Here is a 25,240-nt window from a genome sequence, read left to right on the forward strand (position 1 = left end):
GCAGTGGGCCGGCTGGGGGTCGTCACGAGACCCCCAGCTGGCCTGACAGGACCAGGACTGCCGCACCAGCGAGAGCCCCGTCCTCGTCGAGGGATCCCATCCGCAGTGCCAGACCGTGCCCGATGACGGGCATGGTCCGCGCGCGGACGGTGGCGAGCGCCGAGTCGCGCAGAGGTCCGTCCAGCAGCTCCGGGGGGCCGGAGAGCAGGACCTCGGCGAGGTCGAGCGCACTGACGACGGGTGCCAGGGCGATGCCCAGCAACCGTCCGACCGACGCCAGGGCGGCGTCGGACTCTTCGGGGGACAGACCGGCGGTCCGGCGGCGCAGGGCCGGGACGCTCAGCACGGTCTCGAGGCAGCCGGAGCGGCCGCACGCGCAGTCCAGCGGGGGCTCGTCGCGCACGTCGCCGTCGACGACCGTCACGTGGCCGATCTCGCCCGCGGCGTGGTGCCGGCCGAGCACGAGCGCGCCGTCGACGACGATGCCGGCGCCGACGCCCTGGCCGACGGTGACCACCATGCAGCCCGACCCGGCGGCGCCGCCGTAGGTGAACTCCCCCAGCGCGCGGGTGTTGGCGTCGTTGGCGACGTGCACCGGGACGCCCAGCGCGCGGGTGAGGTTCGCGGCGAGCGGCAGGTCGTACCACGCCCGGTTCGGGGCCTGCACGACCGTGCCGGCCAGGTCGATGACACCGGGCGACGCGATGCCGACGCCGATGACCGGGCGGGTCGCCGCGGCGAGCAGCTCGCGGCACAGGGTCTCGAGCAGCTCCGCCGCCGCGTCGCCCGTGCGCCCCTCGAGCGCGACCGAGCGGCGCACGACCACCCCGCCGACGAGCGTCATCACGGCGCCCAGCAGGCGGGAGTCGTCGGTGAGGTCGACGGCGACGATCTGGAAGTCCGCCGTGCGCATCCCGACGAGCGTGGCCGGCTTGCCCACCTTGCCCTCGACGCGGACACCCAGCTCCTCGACCAGGTCCTCGGCGATGAGGTCCGCCACCAGCCCGGACACCGTGACGCGGGTCAGGCCCGTGCTGCGGGCGATGTCGGCGCGGGACGCCGGTCCGACGTGGAACAGGTGCGCCAGGACGAGCGACCGGTTGTGCGCCCGGGCGTGCTCGGGCAGCACCTTGCCGGTCGGGCGCAGGGCCCGACCGACTCCGCGGGCTGCCGCGAGGGGCTGCGTGGTCGCTGTCACGTTTGTTAGTAGACCTTCCTTACAAATCGAAAGTCAACTCGCATCTGTGACCGTGACCACATCGTGACCGGACGTTCACACCCGTGACTCATGGGACGACGGCGTTCGAACGATTCAGTGGTGCGCCGTGGGAACGCGCCCACGGCCGTGACGTGCAGGGACGCTCCGACCTGCGCGAATGCGGGGAACAGCCGGCGCGATCGATGCGTTCGCATGGTCATGGAACTCGGCCTGTACACGTTCGGAGACGTCCACCCCGACCCCGTCAGCGGGGTGCAGGTCTCCCCCGGCCAGCGCCTCCGCGACGTGCTCGAGCGGGTCCGCCTGGCCGAGGAGGTGGGGCTCGACTACGTCGGGATCGGCGAGCACCACCGCCCGGACTACGCGATCTCGTCGCCGTCGACGGTGATCGCCGCGGCCCTCGCGCAGACCTCGCGGCTCACGGTCGGCAGTGCCGTGACGGTCCTGTCGACCGAGGACCCCGTCCGGGTGTTCCAGCAGTTCGCGACGATGGACCTCCTGTCCGAGGGGCGCGTCGAGCTGCTCGCGGGCCGGGGCTCGTTCATCGAGTCGTACCCCCTGTTCGGCGCCTCGCTCGACGACTACGACGAGCTCTACGACGAGAAGATCCAGCTGCTCCTGCGGCTCGACGCGGCGGAGCGGACCACCTGGCAGGGGCGGTTCCGGCCGGCCCTCGACGACGCGCTCGTCCTCCCCCGCCCGTACGACCACCCGGGCCGCGGCCCCCACCTGCGGATCGCGGTCGCCACCGGCGGGAACCCGCAGTCCTCGGTGCGCGCCGGGGTGCTCGGGCTGCCCATCAGCTACGCGATCATCGGCGGCCAGCCGGCGTCGTTCGCGCCGCTCGTGGACCTGTACCGGCGCGCGCACGCCGAGTCGGGCCACGACGAGGCGTCGCGGTTCGTGTCCGTCGCGGGCATGGGGTACGTCGCCGAGGACGGCAAGGCCGCGCGGGACTTCTTCTACCCGTACTGGCACGAGTCGATGCGCCGGATCTCGTCGGAGCGCGGGTTCCCGATGCCGAACCGGATCTCGTACGAGTCGCAGGCCGCCCGGGGCGGTGCGTACTTCGTCGGCGAGCCCGAGCAGCTCGCCGAGCGGATCGTCGCGCTGCACGAGGTGCTCCACCACGACCGGCAGTCGTTCCAGATGGACCTGTCGGGCGTGCCGCAGAAGGAGTCGCTGCGCTCGATCGAGCTGCTGGGCACGCAGGTCGCGCCCCTGGTCCGCGCGGCGCTGGGCGGTTGACGGTCGGCGGCTAGCGACCCATCCGGCCGGTCTCGTAGGCCCACATCGCCAGCTCGACCCGGTTCCGCGCGCCGAGCTTGTCCATGAGGCTGCCGAGGTGGGTCTTCACGGTGCCCAGGCTGATGTGGAGCTCGTCGGCGATCTCGGAGTTGGTCCTCCCCCGCGCCACCGTGACCAGCACCTCCTCCTCGCGGCCGGTCAGCGGCGCGACGGGCTGCGCCGCCGGCCGTCCGTCGCCGCCCGCGGCGAACGCGGCGAGCAGGCGGACCGTCACGTTCGGCGCGATCAGGGCGTCGCCCGCGGCGGCCGCGTGCACCGCCTGCACCAGCAGCTCGGGCCCCGCGTCCTTGAGCAGGAACCCGCGGGCGCCGGCCTTGAGCGCGCCGTGCACGTACTCGTCGAGGTCGAACGTGGTGATCACGACGACCGCGAGAGGGTCGGCGACGTCCGGCCCGGCCAGCCGGCGGGTCGCCTCGATGCCGTCCATCTCGGGCATCCGGATGTCGAGCAGGCACACGTCGGGCCGCAGCTCGCGCGCCCGGGCCACCGCCTGGCGCCCGTCGGCCACCTGCGCGACCACCTCGATGCCGGGCTGCGCGTCGAGGATCATCGCGAGGCCCGTGCGCACGATCTCCTGGTCGTCGGCCACCAGCACGCGGATCGTCACCGCACCGCCCCTTCCCTCGGCAGCACCGCGGCCACCGTCCAGCCCCGCTCCGCGCCAGGTCCGGCGTCGAGCGTCCCGCCCAGCAGCGCCGCGCGCTCCGTCATGCCGACGATCCCGTACCCGCTCCCGCCCCGGACCGGGGCGTCGCCGTCGTCGACGACCGTCAGCCGCACGCAGTCGTCGCCGCCCTCGACCCGCACGTCGATCAGGGACGCGTGCCGCGCGTGCCGCAGCGCGTTGGTGATGGACTCCTGGGCGAGCCGGTAGAGCGCGACGCCCACGGCGGGCCGCAGGTCGTCCAGGTCCCCCACCAGCGCCAGCTCGACCCTCGGCGGCCCACCGACGGCCCGCGCGAGCCGCTCGATGTCCGCGACGCCCTGCTGCGGGCTCAGCGCGGGCGCCGTGCCGTCGCGCAGCGCGCCCACCATGAGCCGCATCTCGGTGAGCGCCCGCGAGGCCTCGGTCTCGATGAGCCGCAGCGCGTCGACGGCCGCCTCGGGGTCCGTCGCCGCCACGACGCGGCCGGCCTGCGCGCGGACCGCGATGGCGGACACGTGGTGGGCCACCGTGTCGTGCAGCTCCCGCGCCAGCTGCTCGCGCTCGCGCACCCGGACCCTGTCCTGTTCGCGCAGCCGCGACGTGGCGCCGTACCGCACCCACGCGCCGATCCCCGCGGGGACGAGGACGACCATGACCTCGAGCACCCCGTCGCCGACGTTGGTCCACTCGCCCGCGATCCCGAGGGCTCCCGACACCGCGACGACGCCCAGGCCCAGGACGACCTCGCGCCCGCTCCCCCAGCGGCACAGGGCGTACGGCAGCAGGAGCACGCACGCGGACGTGTACAGGCCCAGCTGCCCGACGCCGGCCGCCAGGCCGATCACGTCGACGACCGCCTGCCCCCCGAACACGACGACCACCACCGCGAGCGGGTGGGTGCGCCGCCACAGCAGCGCGAGCACCGCGACGAGCGTCAGCACCGCCGAGATCGGGCGCCACGTCACGTCCGCGCGGTGCAGGGCCTCGAGCACCGCGGTCGGCACGAGCAACCCCACCAGCACCCAGTCCCGCCAGACCCGCGCGGGCGCGCCCGGCGGTCGAGGGGCCGTCCACAGCGGACGGAGGGCGTCGGGGATCACGCGTGCAGCCTAGGCACGGGCCGGGCCGGTGCGGGTCGGCCGAACGGCCGACCCCGCGGGTCACGCGCGGTCGGCCACCCACCCGAGCGCTCCCGGGTACCGCACCGAGGCGGACGCGCACCGGACGCCGTCGGCCAGCGCGTCGAGGAGGGCGAGGCCGCGGGCCAGGCCCGCGGCGGTCGCCCCGTGCAGCACGTCGCCCGCGCCCAGCGTGTCGACCACCTCGGCCGCGGCCACCGCCGCCGGGTCCAGCGAGGACCACGCGGCACCCCCGTCCGGCGTCGTGACCCGGACCCGGACCGGGCCCGCGCCGGCCGACCGGGCGACCGTCCCCGGTCCGAGCGCCGCGACCCGGGTGAGCAGGTCGTCGGTCGTCCGGGGCCCGTCGGGCAGCGCGAAGTCCGCGGACAGGACCGCGTGGTCGACGACCGCGAGCAGCCGGTCCAGCCCGGCCTTCCAGCTGCCGCCGTCCAGCAGCACGGGCACGCCACGTCCGCGCGCGACGCTCGCGAGCCGGGTGCCGGCCTCGAGGTGGTGCCCGTCGACCAGCAGAGCGGTCGCGCCGTCGAGCGCGCCGGGGTCCGGCGTCGGCAGGTCCGCCGTCCCCGTCGCGTTGACCGAGACCACCGCGCGCTCCCCCGTCGGCCCGGTGACCAGGACGGTCGAGACGGCGGGCGTGCCGGGGCGTCCGTCGAGCAGGTCCAGCACCTCGACGCCCGCCCGCTCGAGCCCGTCGCGGACCAGGTCGGCGACCGGGCCCGTGCCCAGGGCCGTCATGAGCCGGGTCGGCACCCCGAGGGCGGCCGCGGTCGCCGCCGCGTTGGCCGCCGGGCCGCCGAACGTCACGGCGAGGTTCCGGGCGACCACCTTCTCGTCCGGCCCCGGCAGCCGGTCGACCACCTGGACCACGTCGAGGGTGGCCAGGCCGCAGCAGACGAGGAACGGCATGTCAGGCCACGCGCGCGGGCTGCCCGGCCGGCCGGTCCACCAGGGCGAACGTCGCCGCACCGAGCACCAGGGCGGCCACCGCGACGGCGGGCCAGGCGCCGATCACGTGCCCGAGCAGGTGCGACCCGGCGAAGCACACGGCCCCGACCAGCACGACCGCCGCGACCCGCCACCAGCCCGCCGACCGCGCACGGACCGCGCACCAGAGCACGCCGACCACCAGCACGACGCCCCCGAGGGCGCGGACGTCCGTGAGCTCGGCGACGGCGAAACCCAGGACCAAGGTCAGGGCGGCGATCACGGCGGTTGGGATCCGGGACATGGCGCACACCCTAGGCGGCGGACGCGCCGTGCGAGCGGCCGCGCCCGCGCAATACGGTGGACCCAGCCACCATCCAGCTCCGGAGAGGGATCACCGTGCCCACGCAGCCCATCGACGCCACGACCACGACCGCCTGGCAGGAGCTCAGCGTCCACGAGTCGACGCTGACGCCCGACCTGCGCGGCTGGTTCGCGGCCGACCCCGAGCGCGCGGCACGCCTGACGCTCCCCCTGGCGGACCTCACGGTCGACCTCTCGAAGAACCTGGTCACCGACGAGACCCTCGCCCTGCTGGTGCGGTTGGCCGACGAGGTCGGGCTGGCGGACCGCCTGCAGGCGATGCTGCGCGGCGACCACATCAACGTCACCGAGGACCGCGCGGTGCTGCACACCGCGCTGCGCCGGCCGCCCGGCGCGTCGCCGTCGCTCACGGTGGACGGTCAGGACGTCGACGCCGACGTGCAGGCCGAGCTGGCGAAGATGTTCGCCTTCGCCGACAAGGTGCGCTCGGGCGAGTGGACCGGCGTCACCGGTTCGCGGGTGCGGACGGTCGTCAACATCGGCATCGGCGGCTCCGACCTCGGCCCGGTCATGGCGTACGAGGCGCTCAAGCCGTACGTGCAGGACGGCCTCGAGGTGCGGTTCGTCTCCAACATCGACCCCAGCGACCTCGCGGAGACCGTCAAGGGCCTCGACCCCACGACCACGCTGTTCATCGTCGCGTCGAAGACGTTCGGCACGCTCGAGACGCTCACCAACGCGCGCCTGGCCCGGGCTTGGCTCTGGGAGCAGCTGGGCACGGCCGCCGACGACGAGTCGCGCAACGCCGCCGTCGCCAAGCACTTCGTCGCCGTCTCCACCGCGCTCGACAAGGTGGCCGCGTTCGGCATCGACCCCGCCAACGCGTTCGGCTTCTGGGACTGGGTGGGCGGCCGCTACTCGGTCGACTCGACCATCGGCACGTCCCTCGCGATCGCGATCGGGCCCGACCGCTTCCGCGAGTTCCTGGCCGGCTTCCACGCGGTCGACCAGCACGTGGCCACGACGCCGTTCGCGCAGAACGTGCCGGTCCTCATGGGCCTGCTCAACGTCTGGTACGTCAACTTCCTCGGCGCGCACACCCACGCCGTCCTGCCGTACGCCCAGTACCTGCACCGGTTCGCGGCCTACCTGCAGCAGCTGACCATGGAGTCCAACGGCAAGTCGGTCCGCTGGGACGGCACCCCCGTGACCACGCAGACCGGTGAGGTGTTCTGGGGCGAGCCCGGCACCAACGGCCAGCACGCGTTCTACCAGCTCATCCACCAGGGCACGCGGCTCATCCCGGCCGACTTCATCGCGGTCGCCAACCCCGCCCACCCGCTGGAGGACGGCGGGGTCGACGTGCACGGGCTGTTCCTGGCCAACTTCTTCGCGCAGACCAAGGCCCTGGCCTTCGGCAAGACCGCCGACGAGGTCCGCGCCGAGGGCACCGCGGAGGACATCGTGCCCGCGCGCGTGTTCTCCGGGAACCGCCCGACCACCTCGATCCTCGCCGCGTCGCTCACCCCGTCCGTGCTGGGCCAGCTCATCGCGCTGTACGAGCACATCACCTTCGTGCAGGGCGTGGTGTGGGGCATCGACTCGTTCGACCAGTGGGGCGTGGAGCTGGGCAAGAAGCTCGCGCTCGAGATCGCCCCGGCCGTGCAGGGCGACGCCGCCGCGCTGGCCACGCAGGACCCGTCGACGCGCGCGCTGATCAGCAAGTACCTCGAGCTGCGCGACTGACGTCCGGCCGCCTGCCGACGACGTCGTCCTGCCCGGCGGGACGACGTCGTCGGCGCGCGAGGTCCCAGGCGCGTCGATCGGCCCTCGCGTGAAGGCCCGACGGGACGACGTCGTCCGCGCGTGAGGTGCTTACCCTGCCGATCGGCTCTCGCGAGGGCCAGCGGGACGACGTCGTCGGCGCCCGAGGTCCTGGACCCGTCGATCGACCCTCGCATGAAGAGTTGGTTGCGCTCAGCGCAACGGACTCTTCACGCGAGCCGTCCGGCCGAGCCGGCGATCGGCGGGGCGCGGGATCACCGCTCCCGCCGCCCGGGCTCACCTGCGTGTCATCGTCGCGCCGGCGGAACAGACCCTTCACGGGTTCGACCGCTCGGGTCGACCTGGCGGGGTGCGCGCGGCTAGCTCGGCTCCGTGAAGCGCGCCGCGCGCTCCACCACGACCCCGCGGCCGGCGTCGGCGTCCCACGTGTAGACCGTTCGGCCGTCGATGAGCACGTGCTCCGCGCGGGACATGACGTCGAGCGGGTCGCCCGACCAGACGACGACGTCGCCGTCGAGCCCGGGTGCCAGCGCGCCGACGCGCTCGTGCAGGCGCAGGAACGTCGCCGGGTTCACGGTGAGCGCCTCGAGCGCGGTCTGGCGCGGCAGTCCCTCCTTGACCGCGAGCGTGGCCTGGTGGACGAGGAAGTTGATGGGCACCACCGGGTGGTCCGTGGTGATCGCGACCCGGACACCCGCGGCGGCGAGCGTGGCCAGGTTCGCGATGGCCCGGTCGCGCAGCTCGACTTTCGACCTGGTGGTGAACATCGGTCCGAAGATCACCGGGATGTCCCGCTCGGCCAGCACGTCGGCGATCTTGTGCGCCTCGGTGCCGTGGTTGATCACCAGCCGGTACCCGAACTCGTCCGCCAGCCGCAGCGCGGTCGCGATGTCGTCGTGCCGGTGGGTGTGCTGGTCCCAGGCCAGCTCGCCGTCGAGCACCCGGGCCAGGGTGTCCAGCGCGAGGTCGGTCTTGAACGGCTCCCCCTTGGTCGCCGCCGCAGCCCGAGCGGCCATGTAGTGCTGCGCCCGCGTGAACGCCTCGCGGATGATCAGCGCGGTCCCCAGGCGGGTGGACGGGGTCTGCTTGCGCTCGCCGTACACGCGCTTCGGGTTCTCCCCGAGCGCCGACTTCACGCTCACCGCCGACGAGATCACCTGCTCGTCGACCGTCCGCCCGCCCCAGGCCTTGATCGCCACGGACTGCCCGCCGATCGGGTTGCCCGAGCCCGGCTTCACGACGATCGACGTGACCCCGCCGACCAGCGCGTCGCGGAAGCCCTCGTCGTCGATGTTGATCGCATCGATCGCCCGCACCGCCGCCGCGTTGGGCGTGGTCATCTCGTTGGTGTCGTTGCCGGCCGAGCCCTCGCCCTCCTCGTGCAGCCCGACGTGCCCGTGGGACTCGACGAACCCGGGGAGCACCCAGCGGCCCGTCGCGTCGACGATGCGGGCACCGTCCGGCACCTTGACGTCGGCGCCGACCGCCGTGATGCGCCCGTCGACGATGAGCACGGTGCCTCCGTCGACGGGATCGGAGACGACGGGGACGACGTAGCCGCCGGTCACGGCGACGACCTGGGGAGAGGTGGTGGTCATCGCTCCACCGTATGTCGACCGATCGCCGACCGTCGCAACCACGACCCGGACCGGCCACCGTCCGCCGACGACGTCCCGGCCCTCCACGCCGACCATGTGGTTGACCGCCTCATTCGCCGCCATGGCACCGCCAACGACATGGTCGCGGCGGAGCAGGGTCGCGGCGGAGCACGGTCGCCTCGGAGCACGGTCGCGGCGGAGTGGTCGCGACGAAGCTGGGGTCGTCGGCCTCGGACGGCATCGTGAGAGGCTCGAGGCGTGGCGGAGGTGACGCGGGCGCGCGTGGACGCGTGGACCTGGGCGGTGCGGTTGTTCGCCACCCGGTCCGCGGCCGCCGCCGCCTGCCGCGCCGGCCACGTGCGGGTCAACGGAGAGCGCGCCAAGCCGGCCACGATGGTGGTGCCCGGCGACGAGGTGCACGTCCGCGGCGGTGAGCGCGAGCGGATCGTCATCGTGCAGCGCACGGTGGTCAAGCGCGTCGGCGCCCCCGTCGCGGTGGCCTGCTACCTCGACCGCTCCCCCGCGCCGCTGCCCAAGGAGCACGTGGTCCCGGGCGAGCGCGACCGCGGCGCCGGCCGCCCCACCAAGCGCGACCGTCGCTTGATCCAGCGCCTCAAGGGCCGCTGACCCGGGGAGGCCAGCAGGACTCGCGCGCCAGCGGCGCGCAGCGCCGGACGATCGGAGTCGGGGGCGAGAACGCGGGTTCGGCACGAGAACGAGGGTCCGGACCCGCGATCTCGTGCCGAACCCTCGTTCTCGCGCAGAAACGGTTGAGCTGTCCGCGACGACACGCGCCGGCAGCGGGCCAGATCCCACGCCGGGGCGGGCGTAGGCCGCTCGCGGGGCTACTGCGCGGGCGTCAGCCCCAGGCGGGCCGCGAGCGCCAGGGAGTCGTACGGCGCGCGGACCTTGGTGTCGTTGTCGAAGTACACGAACACGTCCCGGCCGTCCGACGGCGCCGCCGGCCCGGAGAGGGTGCGCGCGCCCGCGGGCTCGCCGCCGGCCGCCCAGGCCCGGACCTTGCCGGCCCAGCGGTCGAGGGACTCGTCGTCGTACCCGCTGGCGTACAGCTCGGTCTCGCCGTGCAGGCGGATGTACACCAGGTCGGCCGTGACGTCCTCGATCACCGGCCAGCGCCCGGCCGCGTCGGCGATCACCAGCCCGATGCCGTGCGCCCGGAGCAGCTCGACGAACTCGGGCACCTCGAAGCTCGCGTGCCGCACCTCGAGCACGTGGCGCAGCGGCCGGTCGGCGTCGGTCGTCGTCCAGGCGCGACCGTCCAGCCGCTCGTCGTGCTCGGTCGACAGCTGCGCGGCGGCGGCCGTGCTGCGCGGCAGGAGGTCGAAGAACGCGGCGAGCCGGCCGGCGTCGAACCCGAGGTTCGGCGGGAGCTGCCAGAGGATCGGGCCCAGCTTCGGCCCGAGCGCGAGGACCCCGGACGCGAAGAAGTTCGCGACGGGCACGCGGACGTCGGACAGCTTCTTGAGGTGGGTGACGAACCGCGGGCCCTTGACCGAGAAGACGAAGTCGTCGGGGGTCTCGGCCACCCAGCTGGTGTAGCTCTCGGGCCGCTGCAGCGCGTAGAACGAGCCGTTGACCTCGATCGACGTCAGCCGTCGCGACGCGTACTCGAGCTCGAGGCGCTGCGGGAGCTTCGGCGGGTAGAACACGCCGCGCCACGGTGGGTAGCGCCAGCCGGAGATCCCGGAGCGGATCGTCATGCAGGCAGTGTGCCGTGCGCGGCCCGTCGTGGCGCCGCGTCCCGGTCGGGGCAGCGCATAGTGGAGGCGTGACCACCACGGCGACCGACGACCAGGCGCGGCTCGCGTCGGTCTACCGGCCGGCCGCTCCGGTGGACCTGCGGCTGACGCTCGGCCCGCTGCGGCGGGGCGCGGGCGACCCGGTCTGGGTGTTCGCCGGCGACGGCGGCGTCTGGCAGGCGACGACGACGGCCGACGGCCCGGCCACGCGGCACCTGGTCCGCCGCAGCGACGGGATCCACGTCAGCGCGTGGGGACCGGGCGCGGAGCGCGCGCTGGCGGGCGTCCCGGACCTGCTCGGCGCCGGCGACGACCCCACGGGCTTCGACGCCGCGCGCCACCCGGTGGTCCGCGACGCCCACCGCCGCCTGCCCGGCCTGCGGATCCCGCGGTCGGGCAACGTGCTCGAGGCGCTGGTGCCCGCCGTGCTGGAGCAGCGCGTGGTGGGCCTCGACGCCAAGGCCGCCTGGCGGCGCCTCGTCCTGCAGCACGGCACGCCCGCGCCGGGTCCCGCTCCGGCGACGATGCGCGTGCCGCCCACCGCGGAAGTGTGGCGCGCCGTCCCCGTGTGGGACTGGCGGCGGGCCGGCGTGGAGGAGCAGCGGGCGGGCACCGTGCTCCGCGCGGCGGCCGTCGCGCGCCGGCTCCAAGAGGGTGCGCACCTGCCCCTCGACGAGGCGCGCCGACGGCTGCTCACGGTCCGCGGCATCGGGCCGTGGACCGTCGCGGAGATCGCGTCCCGGGCGCTCGGGGACGCCGACGCGGTCTCGGTCGGCGACTTCCACCTGGCGCACCTGGTCGGCTGGGCGCTCACCGGCCGACGGACCGACGACCCCGGGATGCTCACCCTGCTCGAGCCGTGGGCCGGGCACCGCCAGCGGGTGATCCGGCTGCTCGAGCTCACGCAGGCGGCCAACGCACCCCGCTTCGGACCCCGCGCCCCGCGCGCCCGGCCGCTGCGCTGAGAAACTGCTCGTCCGATCGTGTCGATCTGCGGCGGCGCGGTTCGTCCACCAGGTGAAGGATCGAACAACCCGACGACCTGGAGGACCCATGCGTTTCCTGCTGCTCATCTGCGACGACCCCGAGGCCGAGCCGTACCGTCCCGAGGAAGACGACATCGTCGACTGGGTCGGGGAGAACGACCGCCGCGGCCTGAGCGTGGTCGGGGACCGGCTGCGACCGGTCGAGGACGCCCGCACGGTGCGGGTGCGCTCGTCGCAGCTGCTGGTCACGGACGGCCCGTTCGCGGAGACCCAGGAGCACATCGCGGGTTTCGACGTGCTCGAGTGCGCCGACCTCGACGAGGCGCTGCAGCGCGCCGCCGCCCACCCCATGGCCCGCTTCGGGCGCATCGAGGTGCGGGCCACCTGGCCGCTGGGCATCTGAGGCAGCCGCGTTCTTCTCACCGCGAAAGACGTCGACCCGGTGCCGTCGCACCACCCACACTGTCCGTACCGTCCGCGCCGGCACCGTCAGCACCGTCGGCCGCGCCACACCCTTCCCTCCCACGCCCGAGGTGCACCGCTGTGACCGACGAGACCCTGACCACCACCACCCACCCGCCGTCGGACGCGCCCGACCACGGTCCGCGCGACCGGCTCGCGGTCCGCCTGCTGCTCATCTCGACGTTCGTCGTCATCCTCAACGAGACGATCATGGGCGTCGCGCTCCCCCACCTGATGACCGACCTGGACATCCCGGCGAGCACGGCCCAGTGGGTGACCACGGCGTTCATGCTGACGATGGCCGTCGTCATCCCTGTGACCGGCTTCGTGATCCAGCGGTTCACCACCCGCACGACGTTCCTCACCGCGATGACGCTGTTCAGCATCGGCACCACGATCTGCGCGCTCGCGCCCGGGTTCGGCATGCTCATCGCCGGCCGCGTGGTCCAGGCCAGCGGCACCGCGATCATGCTGCCGCTGCTCATGACCACGGTCATGACGGTCACCCCGCCGGCCAGCCGCGGCCGCACCATGGGCAACATCTCGATCGTCATCTCGGTCGCGCCGGCCATCGGCCCCACCATCTCGGGGCTGGTGCTCAGCGTGCTCGACTGGCGGTGGCTGTTCGCGCTGGTCCTGCCGATCGCCGTCAGCGCGCTGGCGCTCGGTGCGATGCGCCTGCCCAACCTCACCGAGCCCCGGACCGCGCGCGTCGACATCGGCTCGGTGATCCTGTCGGCCGTGGCGTTCGGCGGCCTCGTGTACGGCCTGAGCGGGCTCGGCGCCGCGGCGACGACGGGCGTCTCGACGACGACCTGGGTGTCGCTCGGGGCGGGCGCCCTGTGCCTGGTGGCGTTCGTCTGGCGCCAGCTGCAGCTGCAGAAGGTGGACGACGCGCTGCTCGACCTGCGCACGTTCGGGTCGTCGACGTTCCGGATCTCGGTCGGCGTGATGGCGATCAGCATGATGTCTCTGTTCGGGACGCTGATCCTGGTGCCGCTCTACGCCCAGGACGTGCTCGGCCTCGAGGCGCTCCAGACCGGCCTGCTGCTGCTGCCCGGCGGCCTGCTCATGGGCCTGCTCGCGCCGAGCGTCGGGCGCGCGTACGACCGGTACGGTCCCCGGCCCCTGCTCGTCCCGGGCGCGGTCGTGGTCAGCGCCGGAGCCTGGGGGTTCACCCTCCTGGGCGCGACGAGCTCGCCGTGGCTGCTGCTGGCCGCGCACGTGCTGCTCAGCGCCGGGCTGGCCCTCATGTTCACGCCGCTGTTCACGTCCGCCCTCGGGTCGCTGCCGATGCACCTGTACTCGCACGGCAGCGCCGTGGTGGGCACGGTCCAGCAGGTCGCCGGCGCGGCCGGCACGGCGCTGTTCGTCACGGTCCTCACGGCGCAGAGCGCGACGCTCGCGGCCGGCGGGTCCGGCCCGGTCGACGCCATGGCGGGCGGCATCCACTCCGCGTTCCTGGTGGGCGCCGCCATCTCGCTGGTGGCCATCCCCGCCGCGTTCTTCGTGCGCGCGGCTTCGTCGCCGCACGGCGCCCCGGCGGACGAGCATGCCGACGCCCTCGCGCACTGACTAGTCTGGTGGCCCCCGGTGGATCCGACGCCGGGGGCCGCCAGCACAGCAGGAGGACGTCCATGAGCTACCCCGTGATCGAGCGTCGCGAGGACGGGTCGAGCACCCCCGGTCGCGCCCTGGCCATCGTCTTCCCGGCCATCCTGTTCGTGCTCGGCCTCGGGCTGTTCACCATCGCCTTCAACGTGGGCGACTGGGGTCCGTGGGTGTTCGCGGGCGGCATCGTGTCGATCGCGCTGGCCTTCGCCATCCCGACCACGATCCTGCCGGCCCTCGAGGACCGCTGACCGTCAGCCCCCTCGGCGCCACCACCGGCGCCTCGGGCTCGGCTCGTCGGGCTCGGCGGCCACGACCGGCGGCGTCCTGCGGACACGCCACTGCCGGACCTCGACCTCGACGTCGCGCAGCGGCGTGACCACGGGCGGACCACCCATCAGCTGACGTCGCGCCGACAGGATGCGGGCGTTGAACTCCGTCAGCGCGTCGCGCACCTCCTGCTCGGTGCGCAGCGCGTCGAGGCGATCGGGCAGCGCCGCGTCGTCCTTGCGCAGCTGCAGGGCCTCGGGCAGCACGCCGGTGATCTGCTCGCGCGCGATCAGCGCCTTGAGCCACCAGTCGGGGTCGTGCTGCGTGCCGATCCCGGGGATGGGCTTGCCGGCCAGCGGCAGGTCGTCGAACTCCCCGCGGGCGATCGCCTGGTCGATCACCACGTCGACCCACAGGTGCCGGTTCGCCATCCGCCCGGCCGCCTGCGGGGGGCCGTCCGGCCGGTCGGCGGGCGGCTCGCCGTCGCCCGCGGCGTCACGCTCCACGCGGTACCGGGCGGCGTCGCGCACCGGGTCGTGCTCGGGCATCGTCACCTCCGGGTGGTCGTCGCCCACCCAAACTACGACGAGCGCGCCCGCCGCCGCACGTCAGCGCGGCAGCCGCAGCTCCGCGCGCAGGCCGCCCAGCTCGGCGTCGCCCAGCACCACGTCGCCGCCCTGCTCGCGCGCGATCTCCCGCGCGATCGCGAGCCCCAGCCCGCTACCCCCCGCGTCCCGCTCGCGCGCCTCGTCCAGCCGCACGAACCGCTCGAACACGCGCTCCCGGTCGGCCGGCGCGAGCCCGGTGCCGTCGTCGTCGACGCGGACACGCCCGTCGGAGACGACCACCTCGACCCGGTCCACCGCGTGCCGCGACGCGTTGTCCACGAGGTTGCGCACCACCCGGCCGACGGCCGTGGCATCGCCGCGCGCCGTGCCCGATCCCGTGACGGAGACGGCCACGGCGCCGCCGGGCCGGACGACGTCGCGGGCCACGGCGCCGAGGTCGAGCACGTCGTGCGCGAGCGGCGTCGAGCCCACCCGGGCGAGCAGCAGCAGGTCGTCCACCAGCACCTGCATGCGCAGCACCTCGCCCTCGAGGTCGGCGGCGAGCTCGTCCGTGCCGTACGACGCCGGGTGCGCGCGCGCGACCTCGATGCTGGTCCGCAGGGCCGCCAGCGGGGACCGGAGCTCGTGCGCGGCGTCGGCGACGAAGGCCCGCTGGCGCGCGGCCCCGGCCTCGAGCCGGTCGAGCATCGAGTTGAGCGTGCGGGCCAGCGCGCCCAGCTCGTCGTCGCGCGGCGGCACCGGCAGCGACCCGGGCCCGCCCGACGAGGCCACCCGGGCGGCGCCCCGGCGGAGCTCCTCGACGGGCCGCAGCGCGCGGCCGAGGATCAGCCAGACCCCGACCCCGAGGGCCAGCGTGAGCAGCGGCACCACGACCACGAGCGCGAGCCGGAGCGCGTCGAGCACGCCCTGCACCTCGGTGAGCGGCACGGTCGCGACGACGGTGGCCGGCTCGCCGCGGTAGGTCGTCGTCCGCACCGCCACCCGGGCGAGGTCGTCGTACGCGCTCTGCTCGGTGGTGGTGACCCCGCTGAGCCCGGCGAGCACGTCCGCGGGGAGCACGGGCAGCGTCCGGCTGGCGTTGGGCGACGTGGCCAGCACGGCGCCGTCCGCGTCGATGAGCTGCACGATCTCGCCGGGCTCGGCCACCGGCAGCGTCTGGGGCAGCCGGTCGTCGGACGCCAGCGCCGCCACCGTCGCGGCCCGCTCGCGGACCACGTCGGACAGCGCGTCGACGCGCGTGCTGCGCAGGACGACCGTGAGCGCGATCGCCCCCACGACGAGCGCGAGGCACACCGCCCCGGACGCCAGGAGGGTCAGCCGCAGCCGCAGCGACGAGCCGCGGCGAGCTCCCGCCATGGTCAGCCCGCCACGCGGTAGCCGGCACCGCGGACGGTCTCGACGACTCCTCGACCCAGCTTGCGCCGCAGGTAGCCGATGTAGACCTCGACCACGTTGACGTCCTCGCCCGTGCCGTCCCAGACGTGGTCGCGCAGCTCGACCTTGCCCACCACGCGGTCGGCGTGGTGCATGAGGTACTCCAGCAGGGCCAGCTCGCGGGTGGTGAGCGTCACCGGCTCGCCGCCGTGGGTCACGCGCCGCGTCGCGGGGTCGAGGACCAGCTCCCCGACGGTCAGCACGGGCGGGCGCACCTGGCCCTGGCGGCGCAGCAGCGCGCGCAGCCGCGACACGAGCACCACGAACGCGAACGGCTTGGTCAGGTAGTCGTCGGCCCCGACGTCGAGCCCGTCCGCCACGTCGTACTCGCCGTCCTTGGCGCTGAGCATGAGCACCGGCGTCCACACATCCCGGGCCCGCAGCTCGGTGACCACGTCGTACCCGTTGCGCCGGGGCAGCATGACGTCGAGCACGATGGCGTCGTAGGCGTCCTCGGAGGCCAGCTCGAGGCCGCGCTCGCCGTCGTAGGCCACGTCGACCGCGAAGCCCTCGGCGGTCAGGCCGCGGTGCAGGGCGCGCACGAGCCCACGCTCGTCGTCGACCACCAGCACCCGCATGCCCTGAGCATCGCACCCGCCGCGCGCGGCCGTCCCCCGGCGCTCTCAGCATGCCCTCAGCAGGCACGATGCACAGTGGTCCCATGAACGAGTCCCGTCGCACCCTCTCCCCCCGCACCCGGTGGGCTGTGCCCGTGATCGCCGCCGTCGCGGTCGGCCTGGCCTTCGCGGCGCCGCCGCTGCTCGCCTCCGCCGGGGACTCCGGCCTCCCGACGATCAGCCCCGAGGACCTGGCCGCCCGCGTGGCCGCCGCCGAGCCGTCGCCGCTGTCCGGCACGGTCGTGTACACCGCCAAGCTGGGGCTGCCGGAGCTCCCGTTCGGCGACGTCGGCGGCGCCGACCCCATCGCCCTGCTCAGCGGAAGCTCCACGATGCGCGTGTGGACCGACGGCGCGCAGCGCTCCCGCATCGCCCTGCTGGGGCCGACCAGCGAGTACTCGGTGGTGCAGGACGGGTCGCAGGCGTGGACGTACTCCAGCACCGACGACGCGGTCGTGCACTACAGCCTCGACGCCGCGGACACGGCCCGGTACGACGACCTCGTCGCGCAGGCGCAGGCCGGCGAGCTGCCCGTGCAGGGCGACCTGCCGACGCCCGCCGAGGCCGGCCGCGAGGCCGTCGGCCTGGCCAAGCAGTCGTCGACCGTGACCCTTGACGCGCAGACCGAGGTGGCCGGGCACGCCGCCTACCAGCTCGTGGTGACGCCGACCAGCCAGACCACGCTCGTCGGGCGCATCGTCGTGGCCGTCGACGCGAAGACGTCAACCCCGCTGCGCGTGCAGGTGTGGAGCAAGGCCGACCCGCAGACCCCGGCGCTGCAGATCGGGTTCACCGACGTCTCGTTCGCGACGCCCGCCGACTCGGTGCTCGCCTTCTCGGCCCCCGCCGGGGCGTCCACCCGTGACGTCGTGGTGCCGCTGCCCGACCCGCCGGCCGAGACCCCCGCGCCGACCGCCGGCGAGCTGCCCGAGGGTGTGACCGTGACGGGCACCGGGTGGGACACCGTGGTCCAGGCCTCGGGCGTGGACGTGGCGGCACTGATCGCCGGGGACCCGGCCGCGGCGGGCGCGCTGCCGGGCGTCGACAAGACGTTCGGGTCGCGCGGCGCCGAGCAGCTGTACCAGCAGTTCGTGCCGGAGGAGGGCTCGGGGTCGCCCATGGGCAACCTCGACACCTCCGCCCTGTACGACACGCTCACGACCGCCGTGCCCGAGGGTCGGCTGCTCTCGTCGGCGCTGCTGTCCGTGCTGGTCACCGACGACGGCCGCGTGCTCGTCGGCGCGGTGCCCGGCTCGACCCTCCAGGCCCTGGCGGCCCGGTGACCGCACCGACGACCGGTCCGACGGCCGACGCCGCGCTCGCCCCGAGCGCGGCCTCGGTCGTCCCCGAGCCCGACAGCGACCTCGCGATCCGCACCGAGGGCCTCACCAAGCGCTTCCGGTCCGGGCAGGTGGCGGTCGACGGCATCGACCTGCGGGTGCCGCGCGGCGCGGTCTACGGGTTCATCGGACCCAACGGCTCGGGCAAGACGACGACCATCCGGATGCTGCTCGGGCTGGTCCGGCCCACCAGCGGGCGCGCGTACCTGCTGGGCGAGCCCATGCCCGAGGCCGGCGCGGTCGTGCTGCCGCGCGTCGGGGCGCTGGTCGAGGGCCCCGCGTTCCACCCGTACCTCACGGGCCGCGCGAACCTGGGCCGGCTCGACGCCAGCGATGCGACGGCCGACCCGGGCACCGCGCGGCAGCGCGCCGACGAGGCGCTCGAGCGCGTGGGGCTGGCCGCGGCGGCCACCAAGCCGTACCGGCAGTACTCGCTCGGCATGAAGCAGCGGCTCGGGCTGGCGGCGGCGCTGCTGCGCCCCCGCGAGCTGCTGGTGCTCGACGAGCCCACCAACGGGCTCGACCCGCAGGGCACCCGCGAGGTGCGCAACCTCGTGCGCGAGCTGGCCGAGCACGGCACGACCGTGCTGGTCTCGTCGCACCTGCTGGCCGAGATCGAGCAGGTCTGCTCGCACATCGGGATCATGGGCCGCGGCCGGCTGCTGCTGCAGGGCGACCGCGCCGCGCTGACCGACCGCGGCGCCGCCCGGGTGTCGGTGCAGACGTCGGTGGACCACGTGGGTGCCGCGACCGAGGTGCTCGCCGGGCTGGGGCTCACCGAGATCCGGGTCGTGGGCGTCCGCGTCAGCGGGCTCCTGCAGGACGTGCCGCCCGAGAAGGTGTCGGCCGCCCTGGTGCACGCGGGCGTCGACCTGCTGGGCCTCGAGGTGCGCCGGCCGAACCTCGAGCAGATGTTCGTCGAGCTGACCGGGGAGGGCTTCGATGTCGCTCGTTGAGCTCGCGCCCGTCGACCTGTCGCCCCGCCGGGGATCCACGCTCCGTCTGGTCCGCAGCGAGCTGCGCCTCGTGCTGGGCCGACGCCGGAACATCGTCCTGCTGTCCGGGCTGGCCCTGGTGCCGCTGCTGCTGGGCACCGTCCTGTTCCTCACGCAGGACTCGGCGCTCGACGGCCAGGGCCCGGGGTTCATCGGGCAGGTCACCGGCAACGGGCTGTTCCTCGTCGTCGCGTCCCTGTTCCTGTGCCTGCCCTTCCTGCTGCCGCTGACCATCGGGATCGCGTCCGGCGACGCCATCGCCGGCGAGGCGTCGGCCGGCACGCTGCGCTACCTGCTCACGGTGCCCGTCGCGCGGGGTCGGCTGCTGGCCGTCAAGGCGGTCGGCGCGCTGGCGTTCGCGGCGTCTGCCGTGCTCGCCATCGCGATCGTCGGGCTGGTCGCCGGCGCCGTGTACTTCGGGCTGCACGGCGTGACCCTGCTGTCGGGCACCACCGTGCCGCTGGGCGCCGGGGTGCTCCGGGTCGCCGGGGTCGTCGCCTACGTCGGGCTGTCCATGACCGGGCTCGTCGCCGTCGGGCTGTTCTACTCCACGCTCACCGAGGTGCCCGTCGGCGCGATGGCCGCGACCGTGGTCACCGCGATCGTCTGCGGCGTCCTCGACCAGCTCCCGCAGCTGCACACGATCGCGCCGGCCCTGCTCACGCACCACTGGCTCGACTTCGCGGAGTTCCTGCGGCTCGAGCCCGACTGGGGCGTGCTGGGTCAGGGCCTCGCGCTGCAGGCCGCGTGGGTGGCCATCTTCGGCGCGCTCGCGTGGAGCCGGTTCACCACCGCGGACGTGTCGAGCTGAGCGCGCGCTGTCCGCTCAGGGCAGACGGGTCGCGACGACGGGCGGGCGGGTTCGCGGGCTAGCGTGGCTGCAGAGCACGCAGCCGCACCTCGGAGGACACCATGACGACGCACCTGGAGCACCGTCCCGAGCCGTTGCTGCGCCGGCTCGTCGGCGCCATCCTGCGCGAGAACCGTGAGCGCCAGGGCCGCACCCTGCGGGACGTCGCCGAGGACGCGCGGGTGTCGATCGCGTACCTGTCCGAGGTCGAGCGCGGCCGCAAGGAGGCCTCCTCCGAGGTGCTCGCCGCCGTGTGCCGGGCGCTCGGGCTGCGGCTGGTGGACCTCGTCGGCACCGCCCACGCGCAGCTCGCGCTGGCCGACGGCCGCGTGGTCGTCGACCTGACGGCCCCCGCCGAGCCCGCCACCGCGAGCGCCCGGCACGAGCTCGCCGGCGTCACGACCCTCGTCCCGCGCGCCGACTCGACGGTGCCGACGGGCCTGCTGCTCGCCGCCTGACACCTCACCCGACGCCGTCCACCCCCTTGAGGGTCGTGACGACCCGGTCCGCCAACCCGTAGTCCACCGCCTGCTGCGCCGTGAGGATGAGGTCGCGTTCGGTGTCCGTGCGCAGCTTGGCCAGCGGCTGCCCGGTGTGGCGGTGCAGGATCTCGTCCACCTGCTCGCGCAGCCGGCCAATCTCGCGAGCCTGGATCTCGAGGTCGGCCGCGGTGCCCTCTCCCCCGCCCGACGGCTGGTGCAGCAGCACGCGCGCGTGCTCGAGCACGTGCCGGTTGCCGGGCGTCCCCGCGGCCAGCAGCACGGCCGCGGCGGACGCGGCCTGCCCCAGGCAGAACGTGGCCACCGTCGGCTTGATGAACTGGATGGTGTCGTACACGGCCAGGAGAGCCGTGATCGAGCCGCCCGGCGAGTTGATGTACAGGTGGATCGGCGAGTCCTGGCTCTCCGACTGCAGGTGCAGCAGCTGCGCGATCACCACGTTGGCCACGCCGTCGTCGATCTCGGTGCCCAGGAAGATGATCCGGTCGGTGAGCAGGCGCGAGTAGACGTCGGACGCGCGCTCCCCGGTCGGCCGCTGCTCGATGACCACGGGGATCGTGTACTGGCCGGCCATCAGAGGCCCGCCCGTCGCATCGAGGCGTCCGGTCGCACGTCGTCGAGGTGCTCGACCACCTTGTCGATGAAGCCGTAGGCCAGCGCCTCCTCGGCGGTGAACCAGCGGTCCCGGTCGGCGTCGCGCTCGATCGTCTCCACCGTCTGGCCCGTGTGCTCCGCGGTGAGCGACTGCATGGTCCGCTTCACGTGAGCCATGTTCTGCGCCTGGATGGCGATGTCGATGGCCGTGCCGCCGATGCCGCCCGACGGCTGGTGCATGAGGACGCGCGAGTGCCGCAGCGCGTACCGCTTGCCCGGGGTGCCGGCGCTGAGCAGGAACTGGGCCGCGCTCGCCGCCAGGCCCATGGCCAGCGTGGAGACGTCGTTCGGGATGAGCCGCATGGTGTCGTACATGGCCAGCGCCGCGCTGACCGAGCCACCCGGGGAGTTGATGTAGAGCGCGATGTCGCGCCGCGGGTCCTCTGCCGAGAGCAGCAGCAGCTGGGCGCAGACGCGGTTGGCGATCGTGTCGTCCACCTCCTGGCCCAGCACGACGATGCGCTGGTGCAGCAGGCGGGTGGACAGGTCGTCGTCGAAGGGGCGGACCTGCGGCGGCGCCTCGGTCCGGGACGTGGGTGTGTCGAGCATCGTGATCTCCCTGGTCGGTGTGCGTGTCCCTCGACCGTGGCACCCCGCGACCGCCTGGCGGGCCCGGATCTGCCGTGCGCAGATCTGCCGCAGGCAGACACGCCTACGCTCGACGGCGTGAGCGATCCCGCCCCGATCCCGCTGCGCGACCTGCGCTCCGACTGTGCCCGGTGCTCCGGGCTCTGCTGCGTGGCGCACGCGTTCCAGCGCTCGGCGGACTTCGCGTACGACAAGCCGGCCGGCACGGCCTGCCGCAACCTCCGGACCGACTTCCGGTGCGGCATCCACGCCGACCTGCGCACGAGCGGGTTCACCGGCTGCACGGTCTACGAGTGCTTCGGCGCCGGCCAGCGGGTGACCCAGGAGCGGTTCGGCGGCCGCACCTGGCGCGACGAGCCCGCGCTCGCGGCCGAGATGTTCGCGGCGTTCTCGTCCGTGCGCGGCCTGCACGAGCTGCTCTGGTACCTCACGCAGGCCCTGGCGGTCCCCGCCGCGGCGCCCCTGCACGACGAGGTCGGGCGGCTGCTCGCGGAGGTGGATGCGCTGGGCGACGCCGGGACCGGCGGGACGGACCCGCAGCCCAGGGTCGGCGAGCTGCTGGGCCGGGTGAGCGCGCTGGCCCGGGCCGGCCTGCCCGGGCGACGAGCGCGCGGCGCCGAGCTGGTGGGCGCGCGACTGGCCGGCGCCGACCTGCGCGGCGCGGACCTGCGCGGCGCCCGGCTCCTCGGCGCGGACCTGCGGGGCGCCGACCTGCGGCTGGCCGACGTGCTGGGCGCCGACCTGCGCGGCGCGGAGCTCGCGGGCGCGGACCTCACCGACGCCCTCTTCCTCACCCCGCCGCAGGTGGCCTCGGCGCGCGGCGACGGGGCGACGCGGCTGCCGTCCGGCCTGGTCGCGCCCGCGCACTGGTGACCCCCGGGGCGGTCACCCCTCCGACAGGCCCCACGACCCGGACCAGGACTCCCCCGGGGCGAGCGTGCGCAGGTCCGCCCCGGACCGGAACGCGTGCGGGGGGCAGGTCATGGGCTCGACCGCGAGGGACTGCCGGCGGCGCTCGGCCGGGAGCACGCCGTCGGCCGAGTAGACCATCAGGTACCCGAACGCCTCGTCGACCCAGAGGCGCACGCCGCCCGCGGTCTCCGGGTCCGACAGGTGCACCACCGCGCGGCCGTCGTCGCCCCGCTCGAGGTCCCCGAACACCGTGTCCAGCACCTCCGGGCCGACGGCCCGCGGCGAGCGGAAGTCGAGATGCGTCCCCGTCACGTCGACGGCCGTCGGCCGCTCGTCGCGGTCGGCGGGCACCGGGGAGTGCGTCCCGGCGGGCACGCGCAGGTGCAGGCCGTCGACGGCCGCACCCAGGCCCAGGTACGGGTGGAAGCCGATGCCGAACGGCGCGGGCTCGTCGCCCGTGTTCCGCGCGGTCGAGGCGACGGTGAGCCCGTCGGCGGCCAGGTGGTAGCCCACCTGGAGGCTCAGCTCCCACGCGTACCCGGGCTGCGGGCGCAGCACGCACGTGAGGACGACGTCCTGCTCGGTGCAGGAGACCTCGGTCCAGTCCAGCCAGCGCACCATGCCGTGGATCGCGTTCCCGCGCTCCGGCTCGTCCATGGCGACCTGGCACGTGTGGCCGCCGAAGGTGTACCGGCCGCCGGCCAGCCGGTTGGGGAACGGCGCGAGCACCTGCCCGCGGCCGTCCGGCGCGCGCTCGGCGACGTCGAATCCGTCGAGCACCGGCAGGCCGCCCAACGAGCACTCCCGAAGGGTCGCGCCCACCTGGGTGACGACGGCGACGTGGCCCCCGTGCGCGATGCGGTACTGGCGGCCCGACGGTGGTGTACCGCTCACGACGTCTCCTCGAGGGGGATCTGGCAGGTCTGCGGTGGACGACGACGAGTCCAGCACCGGCCGCGCCGCTCGTCGTCATCCTCTCGGGATGATCATGGCCGACGACGGGCGCGGTCCGGAGGGCCTTTCATCCCGACGGGATGATGCTCGCCCGCCGGGCCCGGTGCGACGCTCGACGACGACCCCGCCCCGACCGTCACGCCTGGGGACTTCTGTGACGACGCCACCGGACCAGAGCGTTCTCATCAACGGGTTCGGCGTGCTCTTCGTCGTCCTCAACTCGTTCGGGCTCGGGCTCCGCCTCTCGGTCGGCCGGACGCTCGCGCAGGCCGTCGAGCACCGGACGATCGCCGTCTGGGTGCTGGTGATCAACTTCGTGGTCATCCCCGGGCTGTTCGTCGGCTACCTGCTGACGGTCGCCGCGTCGGTCCCCGACGAGATCAAGGTCGGGTTCTGCATCGCGGCGCTCAGCGCGGGCATGCCGTTCGCCCCGCTGCTGGCCCGGCTGGCCAAGGCCGACGGCCGCATCGCGACGACCCTGCTGGTGGTGCTGACGGTCGGCACCGTCGCCGCGCTGCCGCTGGGGCTGCCCCTGGCGCGCCGAGCTGCACCGCAAGGAGCCGGCGCTGGTCCCCGAGCTGCACCGCCGGGCCGCTCGCTGGTTCGCCGGGGCGGGGCAGCCCGAGACGGCGATCGCGCACGCGCACCTGGGCGGGGACGTCGAGCTGCTGGCGGACCTGGTCCTGGCCGCGGCGCAGCCCACTTGGGCGGCGGGGCACATCGGCACCGTGCAGCAGTGGATGTCGTGGCTCGAGGAGGCCCGGGACGCCGACTCCTTCCCGGCGATCGCGGCGCACGCCTCCCTCCTCTACGCCCTGGTGGGCGAGGCACCGCGGGCCGAGTACTGGTCCGCGCTCGCCACCGGGCAGCACCGCGACGGCGCGCTGGCCGACGGCAGCACGATCGCCGGCACCCTGGCGTACCTGCGCTCGATCGAGGCGCGCGACGGGACGGCGCAGATGCGCCTCGACGCCCGCCGCGCCTGGGCCGGCCTGTCCCCCGCCAGCCCGTACCGCGCGACGATGCGGCACACGGAGGGGCTGGCCTGGCTGCTCGAGGGCGACCTCGACCGGGCGGACGACCTCTTCGTCGAGGCCGTCGAGGCCGCGGAGGTCAGCGGCGCCCAGCCGCTCGCGGCGATGGTCCTGGCCGAGCGCGCCGGGGTGGCCGTCGAGCGCGGCGACTGGCCGGCCGCGGTCTCCGCCGTCCACCTCGCGACCGCGATCGTGGTCGACGGCGGGTACGGGTCGTACTGGACCAGCGCGCTCGTGCACGCGTGGGCCGCCCGGACGGCGCTGCACCTCGGGCTGCGGACCGAGGCGATCGAGCACACCCGGCGCGCGCTGGCGCTGCGTCCGCTGCTGACCTACGCCCTGCCCGTGGTCTCGACGCAGGCGCTGCTCGCCACGGGTCAGGCCTGCCTGGGGCTCGGGGACCTGCACGCGGCGGCGGCCGTCGTCCGGCAGGCGCAGGAGATCCTGCACCGCCGTCCGGGGCTCGGGGACCTGCCCGAGCGCGCGGCCGCGCTGGGTGCGCTCGTGCGGGACGCCGCCGCGCACGGCCGGCCCGGGACGCTCACCCCGGCCGAGGTCCGGTTGCTGCCCCTGCTCGCCACGCACCTGACCTTCCCGCTGATCGCCGAGCGCCTCGGGGTCTCCCGCAACACGGTGAAGTCGCAGGCGATCTCGATGTACCGCAAGCTCGGGGTCTCGTCGCGCAGCGAGGCCGTGGCGCTCTGGGAGCAGCTCGACGGGTCGACGGGCTCGTAGGTCGCCGGTCGTCCGATGTCGAG

General features: G+C 74.6%; 27 protein-coding genes. 13 read left to right on the forward strand and 14 right to left on the reverse strand.

The window, feature by feature from the left end; translation table 11 throughout:
- Window positions 1-22: 22 nt before the first annotated feature.
- Window positions 23-1,198, reverse strand: a complete 1,176-nt coding sequence (locus AB5970_RS10255; RefSeq protein ID WP_370503834.1) for an ROK family transcriptional regulator — start codon at window positions 1,196-1,198, stop codon at window positions 23-25.
- A gap of 213 nt (window positions 1,199-1,411) precedes the next feature.
- On the opposite strand from AB5970_RS10255, the gene AB5970_RS10260 reads away from it, so the two are divergent.
- Window positions 1,412-2,467, forward strand: coding sequence for an LLM class flavin-dependent oxidoreductase (locus AB5970_RS10260; RefSeq protein WP_370503835.1), 1,056 nt, complete (start codon window positions 1,412-1,414; stop codon window positions 2,465-2,467).
- Between the two features lie 10 nt (window positions 2,468-2,477).
- On the opposite strand, the gene AB5970_RS10265 is transcribed toward AB5970_RS10260, so the two are convergent.
- Genes AB5970_RS10265 through AB5970_RS10280 form a run of 4 tightly spaced genes read right to left on the reverse strand, consistent with a single transcriptional unit; the run spans window position 2,478 to window position 5,543 of the window.
- The gene (locus tag AB5970_RS10265) at window positions 2,478-3,134 is read right to left on the reverse strand and encodes a response regulator transcription factor (protein ID WP_370503836.1); all 657 of its coding nucleotides are present in this window, start codon (window positions 3,132-3,134) and stop codon (window positions 2,478-2,480) included.
- Entirely contained in the window at window positions 3,131-4,273 is a 1,143-nt protein-coding gene (locus AB5970_RS10270; RefSeq protein WP_370503837.1) for a sensor histidine kinase, read from the reverse strand. The genes AB5970_RS10265 and AB5970_RS10270 overlap by 4 nt, the downstream gene beginning before the upstream one ends.
- A 60-nt stretch (window positions 4,274-4,333) precedes the next feature.
- Window positions 4,334-5,221: a PfkB family carbohydrate kinase gene (locus tag AB5970_RS10275; protein WP_370503838.1), complete on the reverse strand. Its 888-nt coding sequence runs from the start codon at window positions 5,219-5,221 to the stop codon at window positions 4,334-4,336.
- Between the two features lies 1 nt (window position 5,222).
- On the reverse strand, window positions 5,223-5,543 hold the full coding sequence (locus AB5970_RS10280) for a hypothetical protein (RefSeq protein WP_370503839.1): 321 nt from the start codon (window positions 5,541-5,543) through the stop codon (window positions 5,223-5,225).
- 95 nt (window positions 5,544-5,638) lie between these two features.
- On the opposite strand from AB5970_RS10280, the gene pgi reads away from it, so the two are divergent.
- Entirely contained in the window at window positions 5,639-7,309 is a 1,671-nt protein-coding gene (gene pgi, locus AB5970_RS10285) for a glucose-6-phosphate isomerase (RefSeq protein ID WP_370503840.1), read from the forward strand.
- Between the two features lie 398 nt (window positions 7,310-7,707).
- Here the strand turns inward: pgi and AB5970_RS10290 are convergent, their stop codons facing one another.
- A complete protein-coding gene (locus tag AB5970_RS10290) occupies window positions 7,708-8,946 on the reverse strand; it encodes an amidohydrolase (protein ID WP_370503841.1) in 1,239 nt (412 codons plus the stop codon).
- Window positions 8,947-9,204: 258 nt separating this feature from the next.
- Here AB5970_RS10290 and AB5970_RS10295 point away from each other — a divergent pair, with 258 nt between their 5' ends.
- On the forward strand, window positions 9,205-9,573 hold the full coding sequence (locus AB5970_RS10295) for an RNA-binding S4 domain-containing protein (RefSeq protein ID WP_370503842.1): 369 nt from the start codon (window positions 9,205-9,207) through the stop codon (window positions 9,571-9,573).
- A gap of 218 nt (window positions 9,574-9,791) precedes the next feature.
- Here the strand turns inward: AB5970_RS10295 and AB5970_RS10300 are convergent, their stop codons facing one another.
- Window positions 9,792-10,667: a DUF72 domain-containing protein gene (locus AB5970_RS10300; RefSeq protein WP_370503843.1), complete on the reverse strand. Its 876-nt coding sequence runs from the start codon at window positions 10,665-10,667 to the stop codon at window positions 9,792-9,794.
- 68 nt (window positions 10,668-10,735) lie between these two features.
- Between AB5970_RS10300 and AB5970_RS10305 the strand changes: the two genes are divergently transcribed.
- The 4 genes from AB5970_RS10305 to AB5970_RS10320 all read left to right on the forward strand — a co-directional run bounded on the left by AB5970_RS10305 (window position 10,736) and on the right by AB5970_RS10320 (window position 14,016).
- Window positions 10,736-11,671, forward strand: coding sequence for a DNA-3-methyladenine glycosylase family protein (locus AB5970_RS10305; RefSeq protein ID WP_370503844.1), 936 nt, complete (start codon window positions 10,736-10,738; stop codon window positions 11,669-11,671).
- An 88-nt stretch (window positions 11,672-11,759) separates the two neighbouring features.
- Window positions 11,760-12,095, forward strand: a complete 336-nt coding sequence (locus AB5970_RS10310) for a YciI family protein (protein WP_370503845.1) — start codon at window positions 11,760-11,762, stop codon at window positions 12,093-12,095.
- Window positions 12,096-12,235: 140 nt separating this feature from the next.
- Window positions 12,236-13,729: an MDR family MFS transporter gene (locus tag AB5970_RS10315; RefSeq protein ID WP_370503846.1), complete on the forward strand. Its 1,494-nt coding sequence runs from the start codon at window positions 12,236-12,238 to the stop codon at window positions 13,727-13,729.
- Window positions 13,730-13,791: 62 nt separating this feature from the next.
- Complete coding sequence (locus AB5970_RS10320; protein WP_370503847.1) at window positions 13,792-14,016, forward strand: hypothetical protein; 225 nt, start codon at window positions 13,792-13,794, stop codon at window positions 14,014-14,016.
- 3 nt (window positions 14,017-14,019) lie between these two features.
- Here the strand turns inward: AB5970_RS10320 and AB5970_RS10325 are convergent, their stop codons facing one another.
- Genes AB5970_RS10325 through AB5970_RS10335 form a run of 3 tightly spaced genes read right to left on the reverse strand, consistent with a single transcriptional unit; the run spans window position 14,020 to window position 16,616 of the window.
- Window positions 14,020-14,583 carry a DUF1992 domain-containing protein gene (locus AB5970_RS10325; RefSeq protein ID WP_370503848.1) on the reverse strand — a complete coding sequence of 188 codons (564 nt, stop codon included), beginning with the start codon at window positions 14,581-14,583 and terminating at the stop codon, window positions 14,020-14,022.
- Between the two features lie 60 nt (window positions 14,584-14,643).
- Window positions 14,644-15,960 (reverse strand): sensor histidine kinase, encoded by a 1,317-nt coding sequence (locus AB5970_RS10330; RefSeq protein ID WP_370503849.1) that lies wholly within the window; start codon window positions 15,958-15,960, stop codon window positions 14,644-14,646.
- 2 nt (window positions 15,961-15,962) lie between these two features.
- Window positions 15,963-16,616, reverse strand: a complete 654-nt coding sequence (locus AB5970_RS10335) for a response regulator transcription factor (RefSeq protein ID WP_370503850.1) — start codon at window positions 16,614-16,616, stop codon at window positions 15,963-15,965.
- 83 nt (window positions 16,617-16,699) lie between these two features.
- Between AB5970_RS10335 and AB5970_RS10340 the strand changes: the two genes are divergently transcribed.
- The 4 genes from AB5970_RS10340 (at window position 16,700) to AB5970_RS10355 (ending at window position 20,298) form a co-directional block, all read left to right on the forward strand.
- Window positions 16,700-17,938 carry a LolA family protein gene (locus AB5970_RS10340; RefSeq protein ID WP_370503851.1) on the forward strand — a complete coding sequence of 413 codons (1,239 nt, stop codon included), beginning with the start codon at window positions 16,700-16,702 and terminating at the stop codon, window positions 17,936-17,938.
- Entirely contained in the window at window positions 17,935-18,951 is a 1,017-nt protein-coding gene (locus AB5970_RS10345; protein WP_370503852.1) for an ABC transporter ATP-binding protein, read from the forward strand. Before AB5970_RS10340 ends, AB5970_RS10345 begins: the two co-directional genes overlap by 4 nt.
- Entirely contained in the window at window positions 18,938-19,801 is an 864-nt protein-coding gene (locus AB5970_RS10350) for an ABC transporter permease (protein ID WP_370503853.1), read from the forward strand. The genes AB5970_RS10345 and AB5970_RS10350 overlap by 14 nt, the downstream gene beginning before the upstream one ends.
- A gap of 101 nt (window positions 19,802-19,902) precedes the next feature.
- Window positions 19,903-20,298: a helix-turn-helix domain-containing protein gene (locus AB5970_RS10355; RefSeq protein WP_370503854.1), complete on the forward strand. Its 396-nt coding sequence runs from the start codon at window positions 19,903-19,905 to the stop codon at window positions 20,296-20,298.
- 4 nt (window positions 20,299-20,302) lie between these two features.
- Here AB5970_RS10355 and AB5970_RS10360 read toward each other — a convergent pair whose 3' ends face one another.
- Both AB5970_RS10360 and AB5970_RS10365 read right to left on the reverse strand, forming a co-directional pair.
- Window positions 20,303-20,914: a ClpP family protease gene (locus tag AB5970_RS10360; RefSeq protein ID WP_370503855.1), complete on the reverse strand. Its 612-nt coding sequence runs from the start codon at window positions 20,912-20,914 to the stop codon at window positions 20,303-20,305.
- Window positions 20,914-21,543, reverse strand: a complete 630-nt coding sequence (locus tag AB5970_RS10365; protein ID WP_370503856.1) for a ClpP family protease — start codon at window positions 21,541-21,543, stop codon at window positions 20,914-20,916. The genes AB5970_RS10360 and AB5970_RS10365 overlap by 1 nt, the downstream gene beginning before the upstream one ends.
- 117 nt (window positions 21,544-21,660) lie before the next feature.
- On the opposite strand from AB5970_RS10365, the gene AB5970_RS10370 reads away from it, so the two are divergent.
- The gene (locus AB5970_RS10370) at window positions 21,661-22,455 is read left to right on the forward strand and encodes a pentapeptide repeat-containing protein (protein ID WP_370503857.1); all 795 of its coding nucleotides are present in this window, start codon (window positions 21,661-21,663) and stop codon (window positions 22,453-22,455) included.
- Window positions 22,456-22,467: 12 nt separating this feature from the next.
- Here the strand turns inward: AB5970_RS10370 and AB5970_RS10375 are convergent, their stop codons facing one another.
- On the reverse strand, window positions 22,468-23,388 hold the full coding sequence (locus AB5970_RS10375; RefSeq protein WP_370503858.1) for an aldose 1-epimerase family protein: 921 nt from the start codon (window positions 23,386-23,388) through the stop codon (window positions 22,468-22,470).
- 402 nt (window positions 23,389-23,790) lie between these two features.
- On the reverse strand, window positions 23,791-23,952 hold the full coding sequence (locus AB5970_RS10380; RefSeq protein WP_370503859.1) for a hypothetical protein: 162 nt from the start codon (window positions 23,950-23,952) through the stop codon (window positions 23,791-23,793).
- Between the two features lie 236 nt (window positions 23,953-24,188).
- Between AB5970_RS10380 and AB5970_RS10385 the strand changes: the two genes are divergently transcribed.
- On the forward strand, window positions 24,189-25,217 hold the full coding sequence (locus tag AB5970_RS10385) for a LuxR C-terminal-related transcriptional regulator (RefSeq protein WP_370503860.1): 1,029 nt from the start codon (window positions 24,189-24,191) through the stop codon (window positions 25,215-25,217).
- Window positions 25,218-25,240 lie beyond the last annotated feature (23 nt).

The sequence above is a fragment of the Cellulomonas sp. ICMP 17802 genome (assembly GCF_041295535.1).
Lineage (GTDB): Bacteria > Actinomycetota > Actinomycetes > Actinomycetales > Cellulomonadaceae > Cellulomonas.